Here is a 25,661-nt window from a genome sequence, read left to right on the forward strand (position 1 = left end):
GGTGTCGCGGTCGCTGAGCCACCCGCCGCCGAGGGATGCCATGCCACGGACCGGGCCGACCCATCGGCTCACCGGTACGGGCACCTTGCCCGTTTCGTCCGGCCCTGCCTGACCTGCTGGGCAGTCTTGTCAGACAAGCGTGTGACCGCGATTGACCCTTCGCACGCGCAATTCCTAGCGTGCCTCCCACGCCGCGGAAGCGGGTGGATTCGAGGACGAAGGGACACCCATGCGCTTTCCCACACGGTCCGGCCGCAGGCGGTGGCGGTCGCCTCTCGCGCTCACCATCGGCGTCGCCGCCACGGTCACGGTGCTCACGGGGCCGACGAGTTCGGCCAGCGCGCCACCGATCTACACCGACAGCAGCAAGCCGGTCGCCGTCCGGGTCGACGACCTGGTCCGCCGGATGACCACCGAGGAAAAGGCAGGCCAACTGCAGCAGATCGCGGTGGCGCGGCTGCAGGGTGACTGCCAGTGGAGCGGCGGCGAGCTGAACCAGCAGTGCATGAAGGAGGTGCTCGCCGACCAGCACGTCGGATCGATCCTCTCCGGCGGCGGCATGACTCCGGCCGAGAACACGCCGGAGGAATGGGCGAAGATGGTCAACACCATCCAGCGCTACGCGATCAAGCACTCGCGCCTCGGCATCCCGATCGTCTACGGCGTCGACGCCGTGCACGGCCACAACAACGTGCTCGGCGCGACCATGTTCCAGCACCAGATCGGCCTCGGCGCGACGTGGAACCCGAAGCTGGTCGCCGACGTTGCGCGCGCCACGCAGCGCGCGACCGCCGCGACCGGCACGGTGTGGAACTTCTCCCCCGTCGCCGACCTGGCACGCGACCACCGCTGGGGCCGCTACTACGAGACCTACTCGGAAGACCCGCTGCTGGCCGGTGACCTGGCCGCCAGCGCGGTGAAAGGCACCGAGGACGGCAGCAGCGGCCGCAAGGTCGCCGCGACGGTGAAGCACTTCGCCGGCTACTCGCAGCCGCTCAACGGCCACGACCGGGTCCCGGGCGACATGTCGCTGCGCTACTTGCAGGACACCATCCTGCCCGCGTACAAGGCGGCGATCGACGCGGGCGCGGACACCATCATGGTGAACTCCGGTGCCATCAATGGCGTCCCGGCGCACGCGTCGAAGTACCTGCTCACCGACGTGCTGCGCAAGCAGTGGGGCTTCGACGGCGTGGTGATCAGCGACTGGGACGACGTGGAGTACCTGGTCACCAAGTACCGGGCGGCGGCAAGCTACCCGGAGGCGGTGGCCAAGGTGATCAACGCCGGGGTGGACATGGCGATGGTCCCGCCGGACGACCGGGAGTTCCACCAGGCGCTGCTGAAGGCGATCAAGGACGGCCTGATCCCGCGCAAGCGGATCGACGAAGCGGTGCGCCGCGTGCTGACGCTGAAGTTCAAGCTCGGGCTGTTCGACGACCCGTACGTGGACCCGGCCAAGGCCGACAAGATCGTGCTGGGTGCGGACAAGAAGCTGGCCAGGAAGGCGGCCGCGGAGTCGGCGGTGCTGCTGCGCAACGAGAACGACGTGCTGCCGCTGACCGCCAAGGCGCGCAAGATCGTGGTCACCGGGCCGAGCGCGGACAACCTGCCCAACCAGCTCGGTGGCTGGTCCATCGGCTGGCAGGGCGTGCCGGACGGCGTCGAGGTGCCCGGCACGACGGTGGTGGAAGGCCTGAAGAAGGGCGCCCCGGCGGGCACCAAGATCAGCTACGTGGCCGACGCCGACAAGGCGGTCGCGCAGGCGAAGAGCGCCGACGCGGTGGTCGTGGTGGTCGGCGAGAAGCCGGGCGCGGAAGGCGAGTCGGACGCGCCGCGGCCCGCGCTGAGCGCCGAGCAGCAGGACCTGGTGGCGCGGCTGCAGGACACCGGCACCCCGGTGATCGAGGTGGTGCTGGCGGGCCGTCCGCTGGTGCTCGGCAAGGCGAGCGAACCGGATGCGCTGCTGATGGGCTGGCTGCCGGGCACCGAAGGCGGGCACGCGATCGCCGACGTGCTGTTCGGCAAGGTCAACCCGAGCGGCAGGCTGCCGGTGTCGTGGCCGAAGGCGCTGGGCAACGACCCGCTGTTCTACCAGCAGCTGCCCGGCCCGAACTCGGGCCCCGAGTCCAGCTACCACGTGGCCTACCCGTTCGGCGCCGGCCTGTCCTACACCACGTTCGCCACGGGCACGCCGAAGCTGAACAGCAAGGTGGTCGGCCCGAAGCAGACGCTGACCGTCACGGTGCCGGTGAGCAACACCGGCAAGCGGGACGGCGTGCTGGTCGTGCCGGTGTACGCCGCTCGCCCGTCCAGTGACGTGCTCTTCCCGGACAAGAAGCTGGTCGGCTACACCCGGGTGGAGCTCAAGGCCGGGCAGAGCAAGCAGGTGTCGGTGCAGGTTCCCATCGCCCGCTTGGCGGTGACCTCGGGCGACATCACCGGCACCGGCCCGAAGAAGGTGCTGCCGGGCGCCTACCAGATCGTGGTCGGTGACGCCAAGGCCGACTTCACGGTGCGGTAGCCCACGCCGACCGGAGCACGGGCGCCAAGGGCCCGCCGGGGTGCACAGCGCACCTGGCGGGCCCTTCACCTGTCCGGCATGACGCGCCCGGCACATCCACAGTGGACTCGCAGCCCTCCAGGGTCACAGTGGACTCGCAGCCTTCAGAGGTGCCGGCGAAAGCGCTGGTCAGACGCCTGCCCGGACGACCAAGGCCGACCGCACGCCGAGATTGTCCGGCGGCAGCCGGAGACGAACGAACACAAACGAACGACGCGCCGGCTGAACGGCCCCATCACCCGCCGGCCGGATCACGCGACCGGTCCACCGAACCCTTCACGCCGCGGTGAAGATCCGAACAGTTTTCGTGAAGGTCGTTCGCGGATGCTGACCGTGACAACCGGACGGCATGCGCGGAGGAGCCATGAAACGTCTTGCCCTGACGGTGTGCGCGACCGACCCGTGGCGACAGCGCGGCGTCATCCACCTGGTGTCCGGGGAACGGACGGACACCTCCGGCGCGGGCAAGACCGTCCCCGAGATCGTCGTCCTGCCGCCGCTGCGGCTGGCCGAGGCCGACGTGGCGGTGGTGGTGGCGGAGCGGGTGGACGCCAAGACGAACGAGATGCTGGCCAAGATCGCCAAGTTCGGCAGGGCGCGCACCGTGCTGGTGCTCAACGAGCTGGAGGGCCTCGATGTGCCGTCGGCGGTGCGGTACCGGGTGATCACCGTGCTGCCCGCCGCCGGGCTGACCGGGGAGGAGCTGCGGCAGGCCGTGCGCTCCGCCGCGACCGGACCGTTGCCTCCCGAGGAGGAGACGGTGCGGCTGGTCGAACAACTCGACCGGATCCAGCGCGGCCTGCTGCAGCCGGGCGGGGAGAACGCGCCGCAGCTGACACCGCGGGAACGTGCCCTGCTGCGTTTGCTCGCCGAGGGGTGCGACACCGCCGAGATCGCCGCCAAGCTGTGCTATTCCGAGCGTACGGTGAAGAACATCGTGCACGGCCTGCTCGAGCGGCTGAACTTGCGCAACCGGACACACGCGGTCGCATACGCGATGCGGGCCGGGGTGCTGTAGGACCACCGGCCCGCATCGCGGCCACATCACGTGGCAGGAGCCGCTGGGTCGCGGCCCTGCCTGCGCCGGGGAGCGCGTCAGGAAAGACCCGGTTCCGGTCAGGATTTCGCCGCCGCCCTGGCGTCCACCGGTGTCGCCGCGGCAAGCACCCGGTCGGCTCGGCGGCGGCATTCGTCCAACGTGACCTCGGCGAGCGCGGCCCGCACGGCGGGGATGGCCGTCGGCGCCATCGACAGGCTGGTGAAACCGAACCCGGCGAGCACCGGGGCGAGCAGCGGATCGGCGGCCGCTTCCCCGCACAGGCTGACCGGCTTGCCGAGCCGGCGCAGCGCGCCTGCCACCCGGGCGATCAGCTGCAGCAACGCGGGCTGCCACGGGTCGAGCAGGTGCGCGACGTCGCCGAGGGTGCGGTCGGCGGCGAACGTGTACTGCGCCAGGTCGTTGGTGCCGATGCTGACGAAGTCCACCACCTCGGCGATCTCGTCGATCCGCAGCGCCGCCGCAGGCACCTCGATCATCACGCCCACGCTGGACAGTCCGTGCTTGCGCGCCTGCTCGACGAACGCCGCCGCCTCGTCCGGGGTGGAGATCATCGGTGCCATCACCCGCACGTTGGCCTCGGTTTCCCCGGCCGCCGACGCGATGGCCGCGAGCTGGTCGTCCAGCAGCCGCGGCTGCACCGCGGCGGTGCGGTAGCCCCGAACGCCGAGCGCGGGGTTCGGCTCGTCGCCGAGCTGCACGAACGCCAGCGGCTTGTCCGAGCCCGCGTCCAGCGTGCGGATCACCACGTCCCGCCCGGGCAGCGCGGCCAGCAGCGTGCGGTAGGCCTCGCGCTGCTCGTCGATGCCCGGCGCGGAGGCCCGGTCCAGGAACAGCACCTCGGTGCGGAACAGCCCGACACCTTCGGCGTCGGAGTCGCCGGTGAGCGCGCTCAGGTTGTCCACCGAGCCGACGTTCGCCAGCAGCTGGACCCGGTGCCCGTCCGCGGTGCTGCCCGGGCCTTTGCTGCCGGCCAGCCGGGCAGCCAGCTCGGTGCGTTCCCGCTCCACCGCCTGCACCTCGTCGTCGGTGGGGTACCGGATCACCTCGGCGGTCTCCCCGACTTCCACCCGCACGACGACCGTCTCCCCGTCGGCCACGTCGGCCGCGCCCGGGCAGCTCACCACGGCGGGGATGCCCGCCGCCCGCGCGATGATCGCGCTGTGCCCGGTCGGGCCGCCGCGTTCGGTCACGATGGCCAGCACCTTCTCCACCGGCAACGTCGCGGTGTCCGCCGGGGCCAGATCACCCGCGAACAGCACGTAGGCCTCGTCCGGGTCCTCCGGCTGCGGCAAGCCGGGCATGGCCACGCCGAGCAACTTCGCGATCGTCCGGTTGGCCAGGTCCTCCAGGTCGCTGACCCGCTCGGCGAGGTAGCCGCCGGCGGCGCGCATCATCTCCTGGGCCTCGCCGATCGCGGCCCGGACCGCCCACGGCGCGGCGCGGCCGGACTCGACGGCGCGCTGCACCGAGCCACGCAGGCTCACGTCGCGGGCCATCATCGCCTGCGCCGCCAGCACGCCCGCCGCTTCCCCGGAGGCCCGCCCTGCGGTCTCCTCCAGCTCGTCGGCCACCTCGTCCAGCGCCTCGATCGCCCGGCGCAGCTCGGCGTCCCGGTCGGTCACGCTCGGCTCGGTCGTCGGCAGTTCCGGCGGCGGCACCATGCGGCGGGCGGGGCCCACGGCGAGGCCGGGGCTGGCGGCCAGGCCGGTCAACACCCGTGGTTCGGTGGCGGTCACGACTGCGCAGGCTCCTTGCTGTCGGCAGCGGACGCCGCGCCGGCGTCCGGGGCGTCCAGGTCGCGCGCGATCAGCTCGGCGAGCTGCCGCACCTCGCGCTCGGCCTGCTCTGCGTCGGCGGCGTCGGTGGACAGCACGACCTGCTCGCCGTGCTTGGCGCCCAGGCTCATCAGGGCGAGGATGCTCGCCGCGTCGACCGGGTCGGCGCCCGGACGGCCGATGCGGATCCCGACGCCGCGCTTCGCCGCCTCGGCGGCCGCGCCCGCCACGGCGGCCGCCGGCCGGGCGTGCAAGCCGACCCGGGAGCCGACCGTGACCTCGAGTTGGAACGTGGTGCCGGCCATGGTGATTCCTTCTTCCCTAACTTCTCCGGTGCTTGTCTGGCTGCCTGTGCTTGTCACGGACCGGTGTGGCAGTTCCTGGTGTGCCACGAGCCACCGAAGGTCACCGCGACGACTCGACGGTCACCTTGATCGCGCGGCCGTCGGCCACGGTCTCGATCGCCTCCAGCACGCTCTCCAGCGGCAGCCGGTGCGTGATCAGGTCGGCGACCGGGACCTCGCCACTGGCGATCAGCTCCAGCGCGCGCTTGTTGTGCGCCGGGCTGGACCCGTTCGCACCGACGATGGTCAGCTCGCGGTAGTGCACCAGGTTCGAGTCGCACGCGATGATCGGGTTGTCCTTGGGCAGACCGCCGAAGAAGCTGATCCGGCCCCGCCTGGCCACCATCCGCAGCGCGTCCTCCTGCGCCTTGCCGGACGCTGCGGCGGTGATCACCACGCTGGCGCCGCGGCCGTCGGTCAGCTTCAGCACCTCGTCGACCGGGTCGGTCTCCGCCGAGCAGATCGCCGCGTCCGGCTCGACCAGGTCGGCGGCCACCTTGAGCCGCTCGGCGTTCAGCTCGACCAGCGTGACGTGCTTGGCCCCGCGCGAGCGGGCCAGCCGCACGTGCAGGCAGCCGATCGGCCCGGCACCGACCACGACGACCGTGTCGCCTTCGCCGACACCGGCCAGCTCCTGGCCGTTGAGCACGCAGGCCAGCGGCTCGGCGACGGAGGCCTCCTCGAACGACAGGCCGTCCGGGATCCGGTTGAGACCGTCGACCGCGAGCACTTTGCGCGGCACGATCATGTACTCGGCGAAACCACCGTCGTAGTGGTAGCCCATCGATTCCTGGTTCGGGCAGATGGTCGGCCACCCTGCCCGGCATTCGACGCACTCGCCGCACGGGATCGCCGCGATCACCTGCACCCGGTCGCCGACCGACCAGCCCGTGACGCCGTCACCGAGCTCGACGATCTCACCGGCGATCTCGTGGCCGATCACCCGTGGCGGGACGATGTGGTGGTGGCCGTGCCGGGAGATCTTGACGTCGGTGCCGCAGGTGGAGCAGTTGCGCACGCGCAGCTTCACCTCGCCCGGGCCCGGGCTGGGCTCGGGTGCGTCCTCGAGCTTGATCTCGCCTGGCGCGTAGAACCGGGCGACCTTCATGCGTGAGCCTCCTGCTGATCGTTGCCCAGCAGCGACAGGACCGTCGCCGCGTCGGTGGCGGACCGCAGCACGGCCGCCTTGTCCGAGTCCATCAACACTTTCGACAGCGCCGCGAGAACCTCGACGTGTTCGCTGCCCGAGGCCGCGATCGCCACGCACAGGTGCACCGTGCCGGCGCCCCAGTCGACGCCGTCCGGGAACTGGACGACCGCGAGCTGAGTGCGCCGCACGTACTTGCGTGCCTCGTTGGTGCCGTGCGGGATGGCCACCCCTTCGCCGACGAAGGTGGAGACGACCTGCTCCCGCTCGTGCATCGCGGCCACGTACGGTTCGTCGACCGCGCCGAGGTCGACCAGCAGACGTCCGCACTGCTCGATCGCCTCGGCGCGGTCGGCCGCCGTGGCGCCCAACCGGATGGCGTCTGCGGTGAGGGTGTCAGTACTCAAGCTGACCGCCGTCCCGAATCGCCTTCTGCAGCTTGTCGAACACCGGGTCGCCGAGGAACATCGTGAAGCCGAGCACCGGCTTGTCCGGCTTGACCGCCTTGGCCCTGGAGACCAGCCCCTGCTGGCACAGCACCAGGTCGGCGTCGTCGGGGATCTGATTCACCGGCGAGTGCTGCACCTTCACCGAGTAGGGGGCCAGCGACGACGACAGCTGGCCGGCCAGCATGACGCTGCTGCCCATGCCCGCGTCGCACGCGACGACGACTTTCTTGATGGTGGATGCGTCCAATGTGCTCATGACGTTCAGCCCTTCTGCTTCGCGTTGCCGTCGACCTGTCCGCCCGCCGCGACTTGTTCCTGCAGTTCACGAGCCTTCTCCGCGCGGCCGAAGCCCAGCAGCACGGCGGCCACCAGGAACGACACCACGGTCGCGATCGCCACGCCCGCCAGCACGCCCAGGTGCCCACCCTTCGGGGTGACCGCCATGAGGGCGATGATGCTGCCGGGAGCCGGGGTGGCGGTGGTGCCCGCCTCGAAGACGACGAAGGTCAGCACGCCTGCCGCACCACCGGCGATGGCGGCCAGGATCAGCCGCGGCCGGGCCAGCACGTACGGGAAGTAGATCTCGTGGATGCCGCCGAAGAAGTGGATGATCATCGCGCCGGGGGCGGACGCGCGCATCATCCGCGGCCCGAACAGCAGGCAGGCCAGCAGGATGCCCAGGCCGGGCCCGGGGTTGGTCTCCATCAGGAACTGGATGGCCTTGCCGGACTCGGCCGCCTCGGCCGCGCCGAGCGGGCCGAGCACGCCGTGGTTGATGGCGTTGTTCAGGAACAGCACCTTGGCCGGCTCGATGATCAGCGAGGCCAGCGGCAACAGGCCGCTGTCCACCAGGAACTGCACGCCGCTGCCCAGCCACTCGGTGAGCGTGCGGACCACCGGCCCGATGCCCAGCATGCCGAGCACCGCCAGCGCGCCACCGATGATGCCCGCGCTGAAGTTGTCCACCAGCATCTTGAACGACGAGCTGGTGCGGTGGCCGATCTTGGTGTCGAACAGCTTGATCAGCCAGCCGCCGAGCGGTCCGACGATCATCGCGCCGAGGAACATCGGCACGTCGCTGCCGACCGCGACACCCACGGTGGCCACCGCGCCGACCACGCCACCGCGCTGGTCGTGCACCAGCCTGCCGCCGGTGTAGCCGATCAGCACCGGCAACAGGAACGTGATCATCGGGCCGACCAGCTTGGCCAGGGTCTCGTTCGGCCACCAGCCGGACGGGATGAACAGCGCGGTGATCAGGCCCCACGCAATGAACGCACCGATGTTGGGCATGACCATCGCGGCCAAGTTGCCGCCGAAACGCTGCACCTTGGTCTTGAGCCGGGACAGCGTGCTCTCGGTCGGGCCGGACGAAGTAGGCGACGGTGCCTCGTCTGCTCGAGTCATGGTCTCTCCTGCCGTCGGTGAGCAGTTAGTTGTGGTCGACCAGGAGCCGGTCGGCCGCGATCGTGGGGTGGATGGTCACCACGTCGGTGGTGACGTCCTCGGGTGTCGGCATGCGGGTGCCGGGCAGCGACACCGCGGCGGCCGCCCAGGCGAGTGCGGCGGTCAGCGCCCGCGGGCCGCTGGCCCCGCCTGCCAGGAAGCCGGCCAGCATGGCGTCGCCCGCGCCGACCGAACTGCGTGGCTGGGCGACGGCTTCGCCGTGCCAGGCCGCACCGCCCGGCTCGACAAGCACGGCGCCGTCGGGGCCCAGGCTGGCCAGCACCGAGCGGGCACCGGCCTGCTGCAGCATGCGGGCGGCCGCCACGGCGTCGCCGACGGTGAGCACTTCCCGGCCGGTGGCTTCCTGCAGCTCGGCTCGGTTCGGTTTCACCAGGTCGGGCCCTTCGGCGATGGCGGCGGACAGCGCAGGCCCGCTGGTGTCGACCGCGACCTTGACGTCGTGCGCGCGCAGCTCGCGGACCAGTGAGCCGTAGTAGGAGTCCGGGACACCGTCCGGGACGCTCCCGGCCACCACGACCCAAGCGGCCGTCGGCAGCTGGCTGATGACGCCGTCGCGGATCTGGGCGAGCTCCTCCTCGGTGAGCGCGGCGCCGCGTTCGTTGATCTTGGTGAGGGTGCCGTCCGGCTCCACCACGCTGATGTTCGACCGGGTGGGCTCGGCGACCGAGATGAGCACCGAGTGGATGTCGTCGGCCTCCAGCATCGCGGCCAGGTGCCTGCCTTCCGCACCGCCGACGGCCACCACGGCGCACGACGGGATGCGATGCGCCGCCAGCGCCCTGGTGACATTGATGCCTTTGCCGCCCGCCTCGACGTGCCCGCCGATCGCACGGACCAGGCCGCCCCGCTTCAGGCTGGGCACCTCGACCGTGCGGTCCACGCTCGGGTTCAGGGTGACGGTGAGGATCGTCCGCCCCGACGTGTCCCGGTCGCCGTACGACTCAGGAACCGCTCCTCCCACGCTGCCTCCTCCGGTCCTCGCCCTCGTGGGTGGACCGACCGTAGCACCGCAGATCTGTGTTTACAAGGGTTTCGCATAGTTTTTTGTTGCATCGGATTGATTTAGTTTGTATTGCCTGGTAGACGCGGACATTGCGGGTTGCCCGTTCGGCCAAGCGGCGGGTCCGTTGCGGTGGTACGGTGCAGTAACACCACGTAAACTCACAGAACCTCACCGCGAATCACACACGGAGCTGCGATGTATGCCGAGGAGCGCCAACAGCTGATCCTGGAGCGAGCTCGCAGCCACGGCAGGGTCGACGTGACCGCGCTGGCGCAGGAGTTCAACGTCACCACCGAGACGGTGCGGCGCGACCTGACCGCGCTGGAGCGGCATGGCGTGGTCCGGCGGGTGCACGGCGGGGCGATCCCGGTCGAGCGGCTGGGTTTCGAACCGGCCGTGTCCGCCAAGGACACCGTGATGACCGAGGAGAAGGAGCGAATCGCCAAGGCGGCGGTGGCGGAGATCCCGCCGGGCGGCGCGATCCTGCTGGACGCGGGCACCACCACGGCCCGCCTGGCGAACATCCTGCCGACCGACCGTGAGCTCACGGTGGTGACCCACTCGCTGATCATCGCCTCGACGCTGAGCACCCGCCGGAACCTGACGCTGATGATGGTCGGCGGCAGGCTGCGTGGCCGGACGATGGCGATGGTGGACGGCTGGGCACTGCACGCGCTGCACGAGACGTACGTGGACGTGGCCTTCATCGCCACCAACGGCCTGTCCGTGGAACGCGGCCTGACCACGCCCGATCCCGCCGAGGCGATGGTGAAGCGGGCGGCCATCGCGGCCGCGCGGCGGGTGGTGCTGCTGGCCGACCACACCAAGGTGGGCAACGACCACTTCGCACGCTTCGGCGAGCTGTCGCAGGTGGACACGTTCATCACCGACAGCGGCATCGACGACGAGGTGGCGGCCGAGATCGAAGCGGCGGGGCCGAAGGTCGTCCAGGCCTGACCCCTCCGCCCAGCCCGGCGTGCGGCCACACGTGGCTCACCTGGCCATGAAGGGACCGGTCAGGCCGTCCAGCTGGGCCCGTTCCAGCAGCTCGAGCGACGCCCGCAGATGGTCGAGGCAGGCGGGCAGGTCGTTGCGATCCAGCGCCCGCAACGCTTCCTCTCCCCGGCTGAGCCCGGCCAGCACGTCCAGGTAGCGCTCACCGGCCTGCGCGTCCCGTTGCTGGTCCACCGACAGCTGCAGCAGCTCGATCTGCCTGGCCAGCCGGTCGGCCAGGAGGCGGTGCGGACTGAGCCCTCGTGGCGACGCGCTCATCGCCCCCTCCTTCCGCCGGCCGGGAGCGGCCCGAGACGACCTGAGACGACCACTATGCCCCGGGCACCACCGTGGGGGCCGCCCGGCGCGGCGAGTGAAAATCGACGGTACCGCGGATGTGCCCGAAAGGGCCGACCTTGCGCGCGCGCACGCGCGCGAACACCGCCGCAGACCGGGTGTCCGTGGCAGAATCGCTCGGCACGCCGCGGGAGAGAGGCTCGTCGATGAGTGCACCGCTGCGCATCAGCCGCCTGGCCGCCGCGCTGCTCCTCGTGCTGGTGCTGTCCTGCGGCTGCTCCGGCGAGTCCGGCACCATCCGCCTCACCCTGGCCACGTTCGGCGAGTTCGGCTACCGGGAGCTGGTCGAGACGTTCGAGCGGGAGAATCCCGGCATCACCGTCGTCACCCGGGTCACCGACTTCGACAGCCATCACAAGGCGCTGGCCACCGCGTTGGGTACCGGCCGGGGAGCGCCGGACGTGGTGGCCATCGAGGAGCAATACCTGCCCAGCATGCGGCAGGCCGCGGACAAGTTCGTCGACCTGAGCACGTTCGGGGCGGACAAGCTGCGCAGCCGCTGGGCGGAGTGGAAGTGGGCAGGCGGGCTGGCCGGCGACAGGGTCATCGGTCTCGGCACCGACATGGGCGGGCTGGCCATGTGCTACCGGCGGGACCTGTTCGCCGCCGCGGGCCTGCCGACCGATCGGGAGGCCGTCGCACGGCTGTGGCCGACCTGGCGCGCGTTCGCCGGGGTGGCCGAGCAGTTCGCGGCATCGGCACCGGACGGCGTGCACTTCACCGACTCCGCGGCCAACGTGTTCCAGTCGATGGTCAGCCAGCTGGACCACAACTACTTCGCCACCGACGGCTCCTACGTCGCCGGGAGGAACGAGCGGCTGAAGCAGGCGTTCACCCTCGCGGGCCTGCTGGGCGCCCGCGGCCACACCGCGAAGGTGCAGCCGTTCACCCAGGAGTGGAGCACGGCGATCCGCTCCGGGAAGGTGGCCACGGTGTCCTGCCCGTCGTGGATGCTCGCGTTGATCCGCAACGCGGCAGGCCCGCACGGGGAAGGCAGATGGGACATCGCGACGGTCCCGGGGGGCACGGGCAACCGCGGCGGCTCCTACCTGGCGATCCCGGCGCAGACCAAGCACGCCCGCCAGGCGTACCGACTCGCCGAATGGCTGACCGCGCCGGAACAACAGCGCCGCTCGTTCCTCACCACCGGGCTGTTGCCCAGCTGCCCCGAGGTGTACCGCGACCCGGCCATCCGGTCCCGCCGGGACGAGTACTTCTCCAACGCCCCGGTCGGCAAGATCTACGCCGCGGCGGCGGACAAGCTGCGGCCCACGTTCCGCGGTGTCGACGACGCCAAGGTGCGGCCGCGCTTCGACGCCGCGCTCGGCCGGATCGAGGAAGGAGCGCTCGGCGTGCCGGAGGCCTTCCGGGAAGCGGTCGAGCAGGGCCGCGAGGCGCTGGAAGGAGGCTGACCTGACCGGACCTGCGGCGAAGCACGCGCCCATGGGCGGGCGCGCCGCCGGCTACCTGCTGCTGGCGCCGTTCCTCGTCGTGTTCGCGGTGTTCGGCCTGTTGCCGATGCTGTTCACCGCGTGGGTCTCGCTGCACGACTGGCATCTGCTGGACGGCCCGCGATCGTTCACCGGGACGGGCAACTACCTCCGGCTGCTGTCCGACTGGCGCTTCTACAACGCGCTGGGCAACACGGTGAGCATCTTCCTGCTGTCCACCGTGGTGCAGCTGCTGGCCGCGCTGGGACTTGCCGCGCTGCTCAACCGTCCGCTGCGGGCTGCCACCTGGTGGCGGGCGGGCGTGCTGCTGCCCAACGTCGTCTCCGTGGTGGCGGTCGCGCTGGTGTTCGGGCAGCTGTTCGGGGACACCAGCGGCACCGTGAACGCGGTGCTGCAGTCGCTCGGGCTCGATCCGGTCGACTGGCACGGCGACCGGTTGGCGGCCCACCTGGCCGTCTCCGTGATGGTCATCTGGCGCTGGACCGGGTACAACGCCCTGCTGTACCTGGCCGCCATGCAGTCGATCCCGCAGGAGCGCTACGACGCCGCCGCGCTGGACGGGGCGTCCCGCTGGCGCGCGTTCTGGTCGATCACCGTCCCCGGCATCCGGCCCACCATCCTGTTCACGGTGGTCATCTCCACCATCGGTGGCCTGCAGCTGTTCACCGAGCCGCAGCTGTTCGACCCGCTGGGCACCGCGGGCACCGGGGGCACCGACCGGCAGTTCCAGACTCTGGTGATGTACCTGTACGAGCGCGGGTTCACCGACTACGACGCGGGGTACGCGGCCGCGGTGGCCTGGGCCGTGGTGGCCGTCTCGGGCATCGTGGTGCTGGTCAACTTCGGCCTGGTCCGGCGCATGGTGGCAAGGAGCTGACCATGACCGCGACGGTGACCAGGCAGGTCAGGGACCGGCAGAGCACGCGCCGGACCCGGGACGCGTCCGGCTCCACCCGCAGCCCGGTGCGCTGGTGGGCCTACGCCGTCCTGGTCGCCGTCGGCACCGCGTCGATCTTCCCGCTGTACTGGTCGTTCGTCGTCGCCAGCAGCGAGGGAGCTGCCGCGTCCGGACTCCCTTCCCTGGTGCCGGGGCCCCACTTCCCGGACAACCTGGCCAGGGTGGTCACCACGGTCGACTTCGCCTTCGCCATGCAGAACTCGTTGATCGTGGCGAGCACGGTGGCAGCGGCCAACGTGGCCATCTCGACACTGGCCGGGTTCGCGTTCGCGCACCTGCGCTTCCCCGGCCGCAACACGCTGTTCCTGCTGGTGCTGGGCACCGCGATGATCCCGGCCCAGCTCGGCGTCGTCCCGCTGTACCTGGTGGTGTCGGATCTCGGCTGGTACGGCAGGCTGGAAGCGGTGATCGTGCCCGCGCTGGCCGGCGCGTTCGGCGTGTTCTGGATGCGCCAGGCATGCGAGGAGGCGGTGGACCGGGACGTGGTGGACGCCGCCAGGCTGGACGGCTGCTCGCTGCTGCGGGTGATCTGGCACGTGGTGCTGCCCGCGGTCCGGCCGCAAGCGGTGGTGCTGGCCATGCTGACGTTCATGTCCGCGTGGAACGACTTCTTCTGGCCGCTGATCGTGCTGGACCCGGTGGACAGTCCGACCGTGCAGGTCGTGGTGTCCGAATTGGCCAGCGGCTACTTCACCGACTACGCGCTGATGCTCACCGGTGCCACACTGGGCGTGCTTCCGGTACTGGCGGTCTTCGTGCTGCTGGCACGGCGGATCGTCACCGGGATCATGCACGGCGCGGGACGAGGCGTGAGGTGAGGCGGGATGACTGCGGTGACCCGGCCGAGCGGCGCGAGCACGTCACCACACGGCCTGACGTTCCCCGCGGGTTTCCGGTGGGGCGCGGCCACCGCCGCGTACCAGATCGAGGGCAGCACCACGGTGGACGGCCGCGGCCCGTCGATCTGGGACACGTTCGCCGCCAAGCCGGGGGCGATCCTCAACGGCGACACCGGCGAGCAGGCCTGCGACCATTTCCGCCGCTACGCCGACGACGTGCGGCTGATGGCCGAGCTCGGGTTGCCCTGCTACCGCTTCTCGGTCGCCTGGCCACGGGTGCAGCCGGACGGCCGCACCACCAGCGCCGCGGGCCTCGGCTTCTACGACCGGCTGGTCGACCAGCTGCTCGAGCACGGCATCGAGCCGATCGCCACCCTGTACCACTGGGACCTGCCGCAGGCGCTGCAGGACGAGGGCGGGTGGCCTGCCAGGGACACCGCGCTGCGCTTCGCCGACTACGCCGAGGCGGTCTACCGGGTGCTCGGCGACCGGGTGACCGACTGGACGACGATCAACGAGCCGTTCTGCTCGGCCTACTTCGGCTACGGCACCGGGATCCACGCGCCGGGCATCCGGGACGAGGCCGCCGCGCTGCGGGCCGCGCATCACCTGTTGCTGGCGCACGGGCTGGGCACCCGGTCGCTGCGCGCGGCTGCCACCGGCCCGCTGCGGGTGAGCATCGTGTTCAACCTCGGCTCGATCCTCATCGCCAGGGACGACCCGGAACACCGGGAGGCCGCGCGCAAGGTCGACGGCATGCAGAACCGGCTGTTCCTCGACCCGGTGCTGGGCGCCGGATACCCACCGGACGTGCTGGCCGACATCGCGTTCCTCGACGCGCTGGAACCGGCGATCCAGGACGGCGACCTGGACGTCATCGCCACCCCGATCGACCACCTCGGCGTCAACTACTACGGCCCGACCCGGTATGCGCCGTCCGGTGACCCCACCGCCCGCGGCACGTGCGACTTGCCGGGTGTGCGCGGGGTCGACACGCTGCCACCGCGCGGCAGGCTCACCGGATTCGGCTGGGAGCAGGACCCGGATGCGCTGACCGATCTGCTGCTGTCGGTGTCCGAGCGCTGCGACGTCCCACTGATCGTCGCCGAGAACGGCGCTTCGTTCGCCGACGAGGTGATCGGCGACCGGGTGCACGACGCCGAGCGCACGCGCTATCTGGCCGAGCACATCCGCGCGGTGCACCGGGCGCTGCAGCTCGGCGCGGACGTGCGGGGTTACCTGGTGTGGTCGCTGCTGGACAACTTCGAGTGGGCGATGGGCTTCAGCCAGCGGTTCGGCATCGTGCACGTCGACTTCGCGACGCAGCGGCGGCGGGTGAAGGACAGCGGGTGGATGTTCTCCGAGGTGGCCAGGTCCAACATGCTGCCCGCCTCGGTGGCCGACCCGGACCCGGGCACCTACCGCCGCCGTCCGGTGGTGGACCGGGAACGCTGGGGGCTGGTCGCGCTCGGCTGAGCCGCCCGGTGCGCGGCGACGGCCGCGCGGGTGATGCCCAGCCGGGTGGTCACTCCGAGCACCCGCTGGATGCGCTCGACGTGCTTGCGCACCGCCTGCCGGGACAGCGACAACCGGTGCGCGACGTCGTCGTCCGGCCAGCCGTCGGCGACCAGTTCGGCCACGGTGACCTCCAGCGGGGACAACGAGTCGGCCGCATCGGGCCTGCGCAGCACTTCCGCCCTGCGCAGGCCGTAGGGGCGGAGGCGTTCCTCGGCCCGCGCCACGCACCACGCGGCGCCGAGATCCGTGGCGACCAGCAGGCTGTCGCGGAGTGCGCTGCGGGCTTCGGCTTCCCGGCCGGTCCTGGCGAACAGCTCGGCGGCGTCGGCCAGCACCATCGCGTATTCGTACCGCCGCCCGGCCTGCTGGAACCGGCTGGCCAATGCCGCCAGCTCGTCCGGTTCGGTGGCGAGCAGCCCATGGCACCACGTCGCTGCCGCCGTGGCCCGTCCCGGGGCGTCCTCCTGCCGCTTCCCCGCCTCAGCCACCTCGCACACGTCCTGCGCCAGATCGGTGCGCCCGGCTCGCAGCGCCAACCGGACCACGGCGGGCAGCCACTGATGGCGCGCCGCCCACGGCCGATCGAGCTCCAGCATCGGCTGCAGCGCCGCCAGCGCCTCCTCCAGCTCGCCGCGCCGTTCGGCGGCGAGCGCACGAGCGGCCATCAGGAACTCGGCGTGGTCCTTCTCGGCCCCGACGGAGAACGGGAGGTCGGCGGCGGCCCGCAGGTGATTCTCCAGCTGACGCTCGTCGTCACGCAGGCCGGCGATCAGGGCGGTCATGCCGTGCCGCAGCACGATCGCTCCCCTGCGGCGCAGCCCGTACAGGGTCACCTCGGACGCCGCCTGCGGCACGGCGTCCAGCTCGACGATCGCCTGGTCCCACCGGCCGAGCCAGAACGCGTGCACCGCGGCGGGCACCGGCAGCCCGGCCGAGCCGCGGCCGTCCCGGCGCACGATCAGCTGCCGGGCTTCCGCCATGCACCGGTCCGCTTCGTCGAAGCGATCGAGCGCATGCAGGGTGGCGACGCGATCGTCGAGCAGACTCACGTGCACATCGACCAGGTCCGGATGATCACGCACGGCGGCGAGGGCGGCGTCGACGTGGTGCAGTGCTTGCCGATGCCTGCCGCGGGCCGACTCCACCTGCCACAGCCGCCGCAGCGCGTGCACGGTGTCCAGCGGATCCGCCCCGGCATGCTGCAACATCGCGCGCGCATCGTTCTCGGCGTCCGCCAGGTCTTCGCACCCTGGGCGCTCGATCGAGGCGAGCAGCATCCGTTGTTGCGCTCGCCATCGCGGCGGCACGTCCGCGTCGTCGGCGGCCGAACGCAGCGTCAGGCAGGCTTGCCCCGGCACCCCGCGCACCGCGTCCAGATAGGCCAAGAGCAGGCGCATCTCCGCAGCGGTACCGGCATCCGTGGTCATCGCCAGCACCGCCCGCGCCTCCGCGTCGGCCCGTCTTCCCAGCCAGAACCGGAGCCGGGCGAGCCGTGCGGTCAGCACTTCCCGGGTACGCTCGTCGGCCACGACCACCCGCACCGCACGTTCCAGCAGGTCGGCCGCCAGTTCCGGGGACCGGCGGGCGACGGTGTCGCTGTGCTGGAGCAGCCAGTCGATCGTCCATGCGTCGGGCTCCACCGGGGCGGCAAGCAACTGCTGCGCCACCCGGTCCGGATCGCTGCCGGCGGCAGCCAAGGTGCGGGCGGCTTGCCGATGCAGCGCCACGCGCACCGCTTTCGGCATGGCCTCGTGCAGGGCCTGCCGCACCAGCGGGTGACGGAACGCGAACCGGTCGCCCGCGTCCCGCAGCACCCCGGCCGCGACCGCCTCCTCGACCGGGCCGATCAGGTCGGACACCGGACGGGCCGTCGCGGCGGCGACCTCACCGAGGTCGAACTCCTGCCCGAACAGCGACGCCCAGCGCAGCACGTCGCGTGCGGGTTCGCCCAGAAAGCCGAGCAGGCCGGTCAACTCGGCCGACACCCAGCCCAGCGCCCGGGGGACCGCATCACGGTCCACCTCGGCCAGGCCGTCGTCGACGCGCAGCCCGCCTGCGCGCCGCAGCCCGTCGATCATCAGGTGGATCAGCCGCGGATTGCCCACCGCCCCGGCCACCACGTCGAGCAGCGTCACCGACGGCTCGGCACCGGCCAGCGCGCACACCAGGTCGGCGACTTCGTCCTGATCCAACGGCGGTATCCGCACCGGACCGCCGAACGCCGCGCGCACCCGGTCGACCGCGTCGCGGCGAGGCACCGGCCGGGCCGCCGCCAGCACCAGCAACGGGGCCCGCCGCGTCATGCGCACCAGACGGTGGCAGGCCAACAACGACGCTTCGTCCGCCCATTGCACGTCGTCCAGCACCACGACCAGCGGCCGGTGCGCACACAGCTGGTCCACGATGGCAAGCAGCCGCTCGATGGCGATGCGCTCGGCGTCCCCGGTCCGTCGCGCCCCGTCCCGCTGACGCAGCTCGCGAGCCAGCTCCCGGCGCTGCGGATCCGGCGACCTGGCGTCCACGCCGAAGGCTTCCAGCAGCATGCCGAGCGGGAACCGGCCGCTCAGCTCGTCCCCCGCGGCCCACACGACCGGGCAGGCGTGGCCGGCGTGGTCCAGCACGGCGGCCAGCAGCGCGGTCTTCCCGCACCCCGGCTCGCCCTCGACCCACACCGCTCCGCCCCGTCCCTCGGCGAGCCGGACGAGGTGGTCCCGCAATGCCGCCATCGCCTGCGCACGGCCGACGAACGGCGCCGGAGCCGACGGCCGCAAGCCGGCGTCCTGCCACGGCGAGAGCGACCGCATGTCTTGCTGGATCGCCTCACGCACCGAGCGCAGTGCCGGACCCGGTTCGATGCCCAGTTCGCCGGCCAGCACCCGCTCCGCGTCCGCGTAGACCGCAAGCGCCTCCTCGCTGCGGCCGCCGGCGTGCAGCGCCGACATCAGCAGGCCGCGGGTCCGTTCCCGGGTCGGATGCTCGGCGACCAGCCTGCGCAGCTCGTCGACCACCTCCTCGGCCCGCCCGGCGGCCAGCGCGGCCTCCGCCCGGCTTTCCACCGTCGCCAGCCGGATCTCCGCCAGCCGAGCTCGGTGCCGGGCGGCGAACGGCCCGCCGACGTCCGCCAGCGCTTCGCCCCGCCACAACGCCAATGCGTCGGACAGCAGCCGGTAGGCCTCCTGCCAGCGATCCTCGGCCGCACACTGGGCGGCGCGCTCGCGCATGTGCTCCAGCCGCACCACGTCGATGCGCGCCGGATCGACCCGGAGCTCGTAACCGCCGCCCGCCGAGACCAGCACTTCCCCGCTGGACCACCGTGACCGGCGCGGCTCCAGCACGCGGCGCAAGTCCGAGACGTAGGTGTAGAGGCTGCCTTCCACGGTGGCGGGCGGATCGTCACCCCACACCGCCTCGATCAGCTCCGCCCGGCTGACCGTCTGCCCGGCGCGCATCGCGAGCACGGCGAAGACCGCACGACGGCGGCCCGAGCCGAGGTCGAGCACCTGCTCGCCACGGCGGACGCGCAACGGACCGAGCAGCTCGATGTCCAGTCCGCGCTGTTCCTCCGGCATCTCGTCCCCCTCCGCGGCCGGTTCAGTATGGCCCAGCCCACAGCGGCCGGGAAGGCGCCGGGCAGAACCTCCGCCAAATTGTGAAGAAATTTCATGAAGGTGTCGTGAAGACTTCGCGGAGGACACTGCGGGCAGACTGCGGGCACCGCAGGACACCGGACGCGAGATGTCGTATGGCGACCCGTGGAGGGACGGCAATGGCGCACGTACGGGTGGCGATTTTCGCCTCGGACCCGCTCACCGAGGCCGGTCTGCGCGGCTGTCTGCGCGAACGCGGCGAGCTGAGCGTGCTGGACGACCCGCCGCCCGGGGACGCCGACGTGATCGTGGCAGCCATCGACGAGCTGAACGCGCCGACGCTGACCATGCTGCGCAGGTGGGCCGACACCGCGGGCCGCCCGGTCGTGCTGCTGGTCAGGGAGCTGTCCGAAACCGACCTGCTGCACGTCATCGAGCGGAAGGTCGTCGCGGTCGTCCCGCGGACCGCGGCACCGGACGAGCGCGTGGTCCAGGCGGTGCTGACCGCCGCCAACGGCGGCGGCCTCCTCCCACCGCGCCTGCTGGGCAGCCTGCTGCGGCACTTCGAGAAGCTGCACCGGGAAGTGCTGGCGCCACGCGGGCTCAGCTCGTCCGGCATCACCCCCCGCGAAGCCGACGTGCTGCGCCTGATGGCCGAGGGCCTGGACACCGCCGAGATCGCGGAGAAGCTGTGCTACTCCCAGCGCACGGTGAAGAACGTGCTGCACGGCCTGACCAACCGGTTGAACCTGCGCAACCGGGCGCATGCGGTGGCACACGCACTGCGAGCCGACGTGATCTGACCACGGCGTCCCGAGTCCCGGCGCGGCGGAAGAAGAACGCGGCAGGCACGTCCCGCGCAGCCGGTCAGCGGATCGACTCGGCGGGGCTGCGCGGCTTCGGCTCCCGCTCGGCGAGCACCAGCTGCGGGAGCTGCTCGGCCAGCGCGGCACGCGACTCCAGCCGGAGCGCACGCAGGATCCGCACCACGTGGGCCTGCACGGTACGTCGCGGCAGCAACAGCTCGGTGGCGATCTCCGGATTGGACTTGCCACGCGAGACCAGTTCGGCGATCCGCCGCTCCACCGGCGACAGCGACTCCCAGCCCGCGCGCGGCCGCGGCACGCTGTCCACCTGGCCGACGTGCACGTCGTAGGCGGCCAGGCGATCCGCCGCCCGGCGCTGGTCCCACCTGGCGGCCAGCCCGCGGTAGATCTCGACCGCCTCCCGCAGGCACTCCCTTGCCCGCTCCGGCCTGCCCGCTTCCGCGTGCAACTCGGCCAGGTCCTCCAAGGCCCAGGCCAGCTCGACGACCCGGCCCGCGGCGCGATGGTGCGTCACCACCGCGCTGCCCGCCTCGGCGTCCCGGTCGATGAGCGCTCGGCACCACTGCAGGGCGGCCGCGGCCCTGGCGGGCACCTTCTCCCGATCCGCTTCGTACTCGCACGCCGCCAGCGCAGCGCGCGCCGCTTCCTCGTCACCGAGCTGCCGGGCGAGCCGCGCGATGCCCGGCAACCACTGATGCCGCAGCATCATCTGCGCGTAGTCGACGTTGAGGATCGGCGAGAGGATGGCCAGCGCCCGCCGCGGCTCGCCTGCCTGTTCGGCCGCCAACGCCTGCGCCACCAGCAAAAAGTCGACGCTCTCCCGCTCGGAGCGGGTCGTGGGGTCGTGCACCGCGGCGGCGTCCAGGTGGTTGGCCGCGCGCCCCCGGTCGTCCCGGTGCCCGGCGATCAGCGCCGCCACGCCGTGCAGCAGCAGCGCAGCGGGTCCCGGCTCCCGCAGACCGTAGAACGAGATCTCCGGCCCGTCCTCGATGACCGTGTCCAGCTCGGCCATCGCCTCGTCCCAGCGGCCTTCCCAGTAGTAGTGCACCGCCGCCGACACCTGCAGTCCGCTGGGCAGCGAGTGCTGCACGGAGATCTCGCGCGCCGACCGCAGCGCCTCGCGTGCCTCGGGCAGCCGGTCGAGGTTCTGCAGCGTGAACATCCGGTTGTCCAGCAGATCGAAGTGGATGTCGGCCAGGTCGGGCCGGTCGCGCACCACCTCAAGCGCCCGGTCGACGTGGCGCAGCGCCGCTTCGTGGTCGCGTCGCAGCGAGCAGATCTGCCACAGCGTCTGGTGCGCGTGTGCCAACAGGTAGGCGTCCCCGGTGCGCTCCGCCGTCGCGCACGCCGCTCGCGCGTCGGCCTCTGCGGCGTCCATGTCGGACAGATCGCCGCGCCGGAAGTTCACCAGCAGCGCCAGGTGCCGCGAACGCCAGATGTCCGGCAGCTCCGGGTCGGCCATGGACTCGGCGATGACCTCCTGCGCCAGCGCGGTCCGCCCGCTGCGATGCAGCATCGCCGCGTACAGCTGGTGCAGCTCGGCGGTCCGCTCCGGTTCGGTGGACAGCTCGATGGCCTGCCGTACCCGTTGCAGCGTCGTCTCGGGATCGCGCGCCAGGCGGAAGAGCACCTTGGCCAGCGCCTCGCTGAGCAGTTCCCGGTGCCGGGCGTGCAGCGTCGGAATGTCGACCACCCGCTGCAGCAGGTCGACTGCGATGTGCGGGGCGCTGTGCGCCAGCTCGGCGCTGTTCGCGACCAGCCACTCCCCGACCCAGGCGTCGATCGCGTTCGGGGCGGCGATCAGCTGCTCGGCCACCCGGCGCACCGGTGCCCCGCCCGCGGCCAGCGCTTCGGCCGCCTGCCGGTGCAACGCCGACCGCATCGCCGCCGGGATGTCGGCGTAGAGCGCCTGACGCAGCAGCGGGTGCCGGAACCGCAGCTGCAGGCCCGCGTCGACGACGATGTCGGCGGCAACCGCCTCCTCGAAGACCGCGACCAGGTCGGCAGGAGTGCGACGGGTCACCGCCGCGACGTCGTCCACGGTGAACTCCGGCCCCAGCAGGGCGGCCATGCGCAACGTGTCGCGGGTGGCTTCGCTGACGCCGTCCAACGTCCTGCCCATCGCGGCGATCAGCGAGGTCGGCGGCTCGTAGGCCCGCTCGTCCACCTCCGCCACGCCGTCGACCACCTCGATGGCGCCGCTGCGCAGCAGGCCGTCGACCATCTCCCGCAAGTACAGCGGGTTGCCTTCCGCCCGGGCCGCCAGATCGAGCAGCCCGCGCCCCGGCCGGGCGCGCACCCGTGCCGCGACCAGCTCCCGGCTCGCCGCCGGGTCGAGCGGCGCCAGCGTCAGCGTGGTTTGGCCGCGGGCGCTGACCCGCTGCCGGAGCTGAACCAGATCCGGCCGGTTCGGTGCGGGCCGGGCCGCCCCGACGAGCAGCAGCGGCAGCTGGCGGCTGGCCGCCGACAACCGGTGCCACACCAGCACCGAGGCCTCGTCGGCCCACTGCATGTCGTCCAGCACCAGCACCTGCGGGGCTTCCGCGCACAACGTGTCGACCAGGGAGAGCAGGCTGTCCACCGCCGCCAGCATGGGATCGGCAGCGCCGGTCAGGTCGGTGTGCTGGGTGCCCTGCAACTGCTTGGCCAGCGCCGCACGGCGCGGATCGGGCGAATGCACGTCGATGTCCAGGCACTCCAGGACGACCTGCAACGGGAAGCGCTGGGCCAGTTCGTCGGCGACCGCCCAGGACAGCGCGCAGCCGCGTGCTTCGACGTCGGCCAGCGCGGTGCCGAGCAGTTCCGACTTGCCGATGCCCGCCGCGCCCTCCACCCAGACGGAATGGCCGCGCCCTGCCACCAGCGCGTCGACCTTGGCCCGCAGCAACCTCAGCTCCTCGTCCCGTCCGAACAACGGAGCGGGCTCACCGGCCGGCTCCGGCGCATCTGCGGCCTCCGTTCGCGGGGAAACCTTCGCGGGCTCGCGGCGGGGCCCGGCCAGCTCCGGGTCGCCTGCCAGCATCCTGTCGTTGAGCTCCTGCAAGGCGGGTCCCGGCCGGACACCCAGCTCCTGCTGGAGCACCCGGCGTGCGTCGTGGAACACCTCCAGCGCCTCGGCCTGCCTGCCGTCGCGATACAGCGCCAGCATCAACAGCGCCCGCAGTGACTCGCGCAGCGGATGGTCGGCCACCAGTGCGGCCAGCTCGGCGGCCACGTCGGCGTGCTCGCCGACCTCGAGCAGGGCGGCGGCCCTTCGTTCGTGCACGTCGATGCGCCGCTCGAGCAGCCGCTGCCGCTCCTGCTCGGCGAACGGGCCAGGAACGCCTCCGAACGGCTCCCCGCGCCACAGGCCCAGCGCGGCGGTGTAGGTGTCGGCGGCTTCGCGGTGCGACCCGGATGCCGCGGCCTGGTCGGCGGCCTGGCGCAGCCGGTCGAACTCGGCCAGGTCCAGCGCACCGGGCGGCAGCCGCAACCGATAGCCGCCCTGGCCCTTCTCCAACGGTTCACCGGCCGGCGCCAGGCACCGGCGCAGGCCGGACACGTAGGTGTAGACGCTGCCGTCCGCGCTGGCCGGCGCCGCATCGCCCCACACCGCGTCGATCAGCTCCCGGCGGCTGACCTCCGCACCGGCTCGCGCGGCCAGCGTGGCGAACACCGCCCGCTGCCGGGCGGGCCCCAGCGACAGCTCCACGTCCCCGGCACGGGCACGAACCGGACCGAGCAAGTCCACCCTCAGCTGGCCGCCCCGTCCGTCACCGCGTGCCATGCCAGCCCTCCGACAGCCCGCACTTGTCAACCCGTCACCGGCACACCATCCGGTGAACATTGGTCCCGGCGTGCCGGAGTGTAGCGGGTGATCACCTCGACGTGACCCGACGAAAGGGTGCAAGAAAGTGCAAGCTCGATTCGATTCAGTACGGCGCGCCGGGCACCCCGGCCGTCCGGTCCGGCGGCCCGGCGGGAAGCCTGCCTGCTGGCTCGCGGCGGCTCAGCCGACGGCTCGCCAGCGCATTCGGCAGGAGCCGTCCAGCAGCACCACGTTGCCGTCGTCGGTGACCAGCAGCCACTCCACCGGCTGGCCTGCGGTGCCGCTGGACCACACCGGCCAGTCGCCTGCGTCGTAGAGCACCAGGTCCCCGTCCAGCATCAGGGTCAGGCCGCCCGCCGGAATGCCCGCGCTGCCGACCGACCACACCGGCTTGCCGGTGCTGTCGGCCAGGAGCAGCTCGCCGTCGTCCCGATGGGTCAGGGTGAACCGGCCCGCCGGGCTGGACAGCGACGACCGGCACAGCCAGTCGCCCCGCTGCAGGCAGCCCGCGCCGGAGAGCACCTGCTCGCGCCACATCGTCGCGCGGCTTGGCCGCGTCTTCGTCGACGCCGTCACGCCGTGACCCGCACGTAGTCGACCAGCATCCGCTGCGGGAACTGGGTGCTGCCGTCGGGATCGCCCGGCCAGTGCCCGCCGACCGCCACGTTGAGGATGAGGAAGAAGTCGTGGTCGAACACCCAGCGCCGACCGCCGAGGTCGGCGGGCGTGCGCACCTGGTACACGTGCCCGTCGACGGACCATGCGATGCGGTTCGGTGACCACTCGACGGCGAAGACGTGGAAGTCGTCGGCGAACTGCTGACCGTTCGGCAGCGTGTAGGCCGCGCCGATCCCGCCGCCACCGGAGTAGCCGGGTCCGTGGATGGTGCCGTGCACCGTGGACGGCTCCCTGCCGATGTTCTCCATGATGTCGATCTCGCCGCAGTCCGGCCAGCCGACCTGGCCGAAGTTGTCGCCCAGCAGCCAGAACGCGGGCCAGATGCCCTGGCCGCGGGGGATCTTGATGCGGGCTTCGAACCGCCCGTAGGTGGTGCGGAACTTGCCCGCGGTGGTCAGCCGGGCCGAGGTGTATTCGCACCGGCCGTACCAGCACCGGTAGTCCGCCGGGTTTTCCTTGCGCGCGGTGATGACCAAGTTGCCGTTGCCGTCGTGCACGGCGTTGCGGGTGCTGTCGGTGTAGTACTGCCGTTCCGCGTTGCTGGGGTTGTCGCCGGTGTCGAAGTACCACTTCGACGTGTCCACCGGGGTGCCGGCAGGGGCGTCGAACTCGTCGGAGAACACCACGTCGGCGGCCAAGGCGCGCGGCGTCCCGGACGTCACGGTGACCGGCGCGGACACCGTGGCGGTCATGACCAACGAGCTCATCACCGCGAGCGCGGAGCGGCCGATCGATTGCATGGCGGCGGGTCACCTTCCCGAGGTCGACAGCGCGCAGCGTGATTGTCCAGCCGACGGGTGATCGTCGGCGCTGGCAGCCTAGCGGTTTGCCTCGAAG

Annotated in this window: 20 protein-coding genes; 8 read left to right on the forward strand and 12 right to left on the reverse strand. The window is 71.9% G+C overall.

Annotated features, from left to right (window positions below; genetic code table 11):
• Positions 1 to 229 precede the first annotated feature (229 nt).
• Positions 230 to 2,524 (forward strand): glycoside hydrolase family 3 N-terminal domain-containing protein, encoded by a 2,295-nt coding sequence (locus CXP56_RS08635; protein WP_028846827.1) that lies wholly within the window; start codon positions 230 to 232, stop codon positions 2,522 to 2,524.
• Positions 2,525 to 2,927: 403 nt separating this feature from the next.
• A complete protein-coding gene (locus CXP56_RS08640) occupies positions 2,928 to 3,581 on the forward strand; it encodes a helix-turn-helix transcriptional regulator (RefSeq protein WP_084609006.1) in 654 nt (217 codons plus the stop codon).
• Positions 3,582 to 3,679: 98 nt separating this feature from the next.
• On the opposite strand, the gene ptsP is transcribed toward CXP56_RS08640, so the two are convergent.
• The 7 genes from ptsP to pfkB form a co-directional block, all read right to left on the reverse strand.
• On the reverse strand, positions 3,680 to 5,359 hold the full coding sequence (gene ptsP / locus CXP56_RS08645; RefSeq protein ID WP_028846829.1) for a phosphoenolpyruvate--protein phosphotransferase: 1,680 nt from the start codon (positions 5,357 to 5,359) through the stop codon (positions 3,680 to 3,682).
• Positions 5,356 to 5,703, reverse strand: a complete 348-nt coding sequence (locus CXP56_RS08650; protein WP_028846830.1) for an HPr family phosphocarrier protein — start codon at positions 5,701 to 5,703, stop codon at positions 5,356 to 5,358. Before CXP56_RS08650 ends, ptsP begins: the two co-directional genes overlap by 4 nt.
• Positions 5,704 to 5,803: 100 nt before the next feature.
• On the reverse strand, positions 5,804 to 6,850 hold the full coding sequence (locus CXP56_RS08655) for a zinc-dependent dehydrogenase (RefSeq protein ID WP_028846831.1): 1,047 nt from the start codon (positions 6,848 to 6,850) through the stop codon (positions 5,804 to 5,806).
• Positions 6,847 to 7,296 (reverse strand): PTS mannitol transporter subunit IIA, encoded by a 450-nt coding sequence (locus CXP56_RS08660; RefSeq protein ID WP_028846832.1) that lies wholly within the window; start codon positions 7,294 to 7,296, stop codon positions 6,847 to 6,849. Before CXP56_RS08660 ends, CXP56_RS08655 begins: the two co-directional genes overlap by 4 nt.
• Entirely contained in the window at positions 7,286 to 7,594 is a 309-nt protein-coding gene (locus CXP56_RS08665; RefSeq protein ID WP_028846833.1) for a PTS lactose transporter subunit IIB, read from the reverse strand. The genes CXP56_RS08660 and CXP56_RS08665 overlap by 11 nt, the downstream gene beginning before the upstream one ends.
• 5 nt (positions 7,595 to 7,599) lie before the next feature.
• Entirely contained in the window at positions 7,600 to 8,745 is a 1,146-nt protein-coding gene (gene mtlA / locus CXP56_RS08670; protein WP_028846834.1) for a mannitol-specific PTS transporter subunit IIC, read from the reverse strand.
• Between the two features lie 25 nt (positions 8,746 to 8,770).
• Positions 8,771 to 9,766, reverse strand: coding sequence for a 1-phosphofructokinase (pfkB, locus tag CXP56_RS08675; protein WP_245566565.1), 996 nt, complete (start codon positions 9,764 to 9,766; stop codon positions 8,771 to 8,773).
• A gap of 237 nt (positions 9,767 to 10,003) precedes the next feature.
• Here pfkB and CXP56_RS08680 point away from each other — a divergent pair, with 237 nt between their 5' ends.
• The gene (locus tag CXP56_RS08680) at positions 10,004 to 10,765 is read left to right on the forward strand and encodes a DeoR/GlpR family DNA-binding transcription regulator (protein ID WP_028846836.1); all 762 of its coding nucleotides are present in this window, start codon (positions 10,004 to 10,006) and stop codon (positions 10,763 to 10,765) included.
• Positions 10,766 to 10,801: 36 nt separating this feature from the next.
• On the opposite strand, the gene CXP56_RS08685 is transcribed toward CXP56_RS08680, so the two are convergent.
• On the reverse strand, positions 10,802 to 11,080 hold the full coding sequence (locus CXP56_RS08685) for a hypothetical protein (RefSeq protein ID WP_028846837.1): 279 nt from the start codon (positions 11,078 to 11,080) through the stop codon (positions 10,802 to 10,804).
• A 224-nt stretch (positions 11,081 to 11,304) separates the two neighbouring features.
• On the opposite strand from CXP56_RS08685, the gene CXP56_RS08690 reads away from it, so the two are divergent.
• The 4 genes from CXP56_RS08690 to CXP56_RS08705 are packed head-to-tail and all read left to right on the forward strand — an operon-like array spanning position 11,305 to position 15,882.
• Positions 11,305 to 12,570 (forward strand): extracellular solute-binding protein, encoded by a 1,266-nt coding sequence (locus CXP56_RS08690; protein ID WP_038044641.1) that lies wholly within the window; start codon positions 11,305 to 11,307, stop codon positions 12,568 to 12,570.
• A gap of 31 nt (positions 12,571 to 12,601) precedes the next feature.
• The gene (locus CXP56_RS08695; protein WP_028846839.1) at positions 12,602 to 13,486 is read left to right on the forward strand and encodes a carbohydrate ABC transporter permease; all 885 of its coding nucleotides are present in this window, start codon (positions 12,602 to 12,604) and stop codon (positions 13,484 to 13,486) included.
• Positions 13,487 to 13,488: 2 nt separating this feature from the next.
• On the forward strand, positions 13,489 to 14,385 hold the full coding sequence (locus CXP56_RS08700; RefSeq protein WP_084609007.1) for a carbohydrate ABC transporter permease: 897 nt from the start codon (positions 13,489 to 13,491) through the stop codon (positions 14,383 to 14,385).
• Between the two features lie 6 nt (positions 14,386 to 14,391).
• Positions 14,392 to 15,882, forward strand: coding sequence for a GH1 family beta-glucosidase (locus CXP56_RS08705; protein WP_084609008.1), 1,491 nt, complete (start codon positions 14,392 to 14,394; stop codon positions 15,880 to 15,882).
• Here CXP56_RS08705 and CXP56_RS08710 read toward each other — a convergent pair.
• Positions 15,825 to 19,493 (reverse strand): ATP-binding protein, encoded by a 3,669-nt coding sequence (locus CXP56_RS08710; protein WP_286900678.1) that lies wholly within the window; start codon positions 19,491 to 19,493, stop codon positions 15,825 to 15,827. The genes CXP56_RS08705 and CXP56_RS08710 overlap by 58 nt on opposite strands.
• A gap of 197 nt (positions 19,494 to 19,690) precedes the next feature.
• On the opposite strand from CXP56_RS08710, the gene CXP56_RS08715 reads away from it, so the two are divergent.
• Positions 19,691 to 20,314, forward strand: a complete 624-nt coding sequence (locus tag CXP56_RS08715) for a helix-turn-helix transcriptional regulator (protein ID WP_286900679.1) — start codon at positions 19,691 to 19,693, stop codon at positions 20,312 to 20,314.
• Positions 20,315 to 20,378: 64 nt separating this feature from the next.
• Here the strand turns inward: CXP56_RS08715 and CXP56_RS08720 are convergent, their stop codons facing one another.
• The 3 genes from CXP56_RS08720 to CXP56_RS08730 all read right to left on the reverse strand — a co-directional run bounded on the left by CXP56_RS08720 (position 20,379) and on the right by CXP56_RS08730 (position 25,564).
• On the reverse strand, positions 20,379 to 24,104 hold the full coding sequence (locus CXP56_RS08720; protein ID WP_286900680.1) for a BTAD domain-containing putative transcriptional regulator: 3,726 nt from the start codon (positions 24,102 to 24,104) through the stop codon (positions 20,379 to 20,381).
• 222 nt (positions 24,105 to 24,326) lie between these two features.
• The gene (locus tag CXP56_RS08725) at positions 24,327 to 24,683 is read right to left on the reverse strand and encodes a hypothetical protein (RefSeq protein ID WP_051309822.1); all 357 of its coding nucleotides are present in this window, start codon (positions 24,681 to 24,683) and stop codon (positions 24,327 to 24,329) included.
• Between the two features lie 35 nt (positions 24,684 to 24,718).
• The gene (locus CXP56_RS08730; protein WP_028846842.1) at positions 24,719 to 25,564 is read right to left on the reverse strand and encodes a glycoside hydrolase family 16 protein; all 846 of its coding nucleotides are present in this window, start codon (positions 25,562 to 25,564) and stop codon (positions 24,719 to 24,721) included.
• Positions 25,565 to 25,661: the final 97 nt, after the last annotated feature.

This window comes from Thermocrispum sp. (assembly GCF_002919275.1).
In the GTDB taxonomy this organism is placed as follows: domain Bacteria; phylum Actinomycetota; class Actinomycetes; order Mycobacteriales; family Pseudonocardiaceae; genus Thermocrispum; species Thermocrispum agreste.

Coding starts and splice junctions, on each gene's coding strand:
- CXP56_RS08690 (WP_038044641.1), top strand. CDS start 11,305: ATGAGTGCACCGCTGCGCATCAGCCGCCTGGCCGCCGCGCTGCTCCTC.
- CXP56_RS08705 (WP_084609008.1), top strand. CDS start 14,392: ATGACTGCGGTGACCCGGCCGAGCGGCGCGAGCACGTCACCACACGGC.
- CXP56_RS08700 (WP_084609007.1), top strand. CDS start 13,489: ATGACCGCGACGGTGACCAGGCAGGTCAGGGACCGGCAGAGCACGCGC.
- CXP56_RS08730 (WP_028846842.1), bottom strand. CDS start 25,564: ATGCAATCGATCGGCCGCTCCGCGCTCGCGGTGATGAGCTCGTTGGTC.
- CXP56_RS08710 (WP_286900678.1), bottom strand. CDS start 19,493: ATGCCGGAGGAACAGCGCGGACTGGACATCGAGCTGCTCGGTCCGTTG.
- CXP56_RS08635 (WP_028846827.1), top strand. CDS start 230: ATGCGCTTTCCCACACGGTCCGGCCGCAGGCGGTGGCGGTCGCCTCTC.
- CXP56_RS08665 (WP_028846833.1), bottom strand. CDS start 7,594: ATGAGCACATTGGACGCATCCACCATCAAGAAAGTCGTCGTCGCGTGC.
- CXP56_RS08640 (WP_084609006.1), top strand. CDS start 2,928: ATGAAACGTCTTGCCCTGACGGTGTGCGCGACCGACCCGTGGCGACAG.
- CXP56_RS08650 (WP_028846830.1), bottom strand. CDS start 5,703: ATGGCCGGCACCACGTTCCAACTCGAGGTCACGGTCGGCTCCCGGGTC.
- CXP56_RS08720 (WP_286900680.1), bottom strand. CDS start 24,104: ATGGCACGCGGTGACGGACGGGGCGGCCAGCTGAGGGTGGACTTGCTC.
- CXP56_RS08685 (WP_028846837.1), bottom strand. CDS start 11,080: ATGAGCGCGTCGCCACGAGGGCTCAGTCCGCACCGCCTCCTGGCCGAC.
- CXP56_RS08725 (WP_051309822.1), bottom strand. CDS start 24,683: ATGTGGCGCGAGCAGGTGCTCTCCGGCGCGGGCTGCCTGCAGCGGGGC.
- CXP56_RS08680 (WP_028846836.1), top strand. CDS start 10,004: ATGTATGCCGAGGAGCGCCAACAGCTGATCCTGGAGCGAGCTCGCAGC.
- CXP56_RS08715 (WP_286900679.1), top strand. CDS start 19,691: ATGGCGCACGTACGGGTGGCGATTTTCGCCTCGGACCCGCTCACCGAG.
- mtlA (WP_028846834.1), bottom strand. CDS start 8,745: ATGACTCGAGCAGACGAGGCACCGTCGCCTACTTCGTCCGGCCCGACC.
- CXP56_RS08655 (WP_028846831.1), bottom strand. CDS start 6,850: ATGAAGGTCGCCCGGTTCTACGCGCCAGGCGAGATCAAGCTCGAGGAC.
- CXP56_RS08695 (WP_028846839.1), top strand. CDS start 12,602: ATGGGCGGGCGCGCCGCCGGCTACCTGCTGCTGGCGCCGTTCCTCGTC.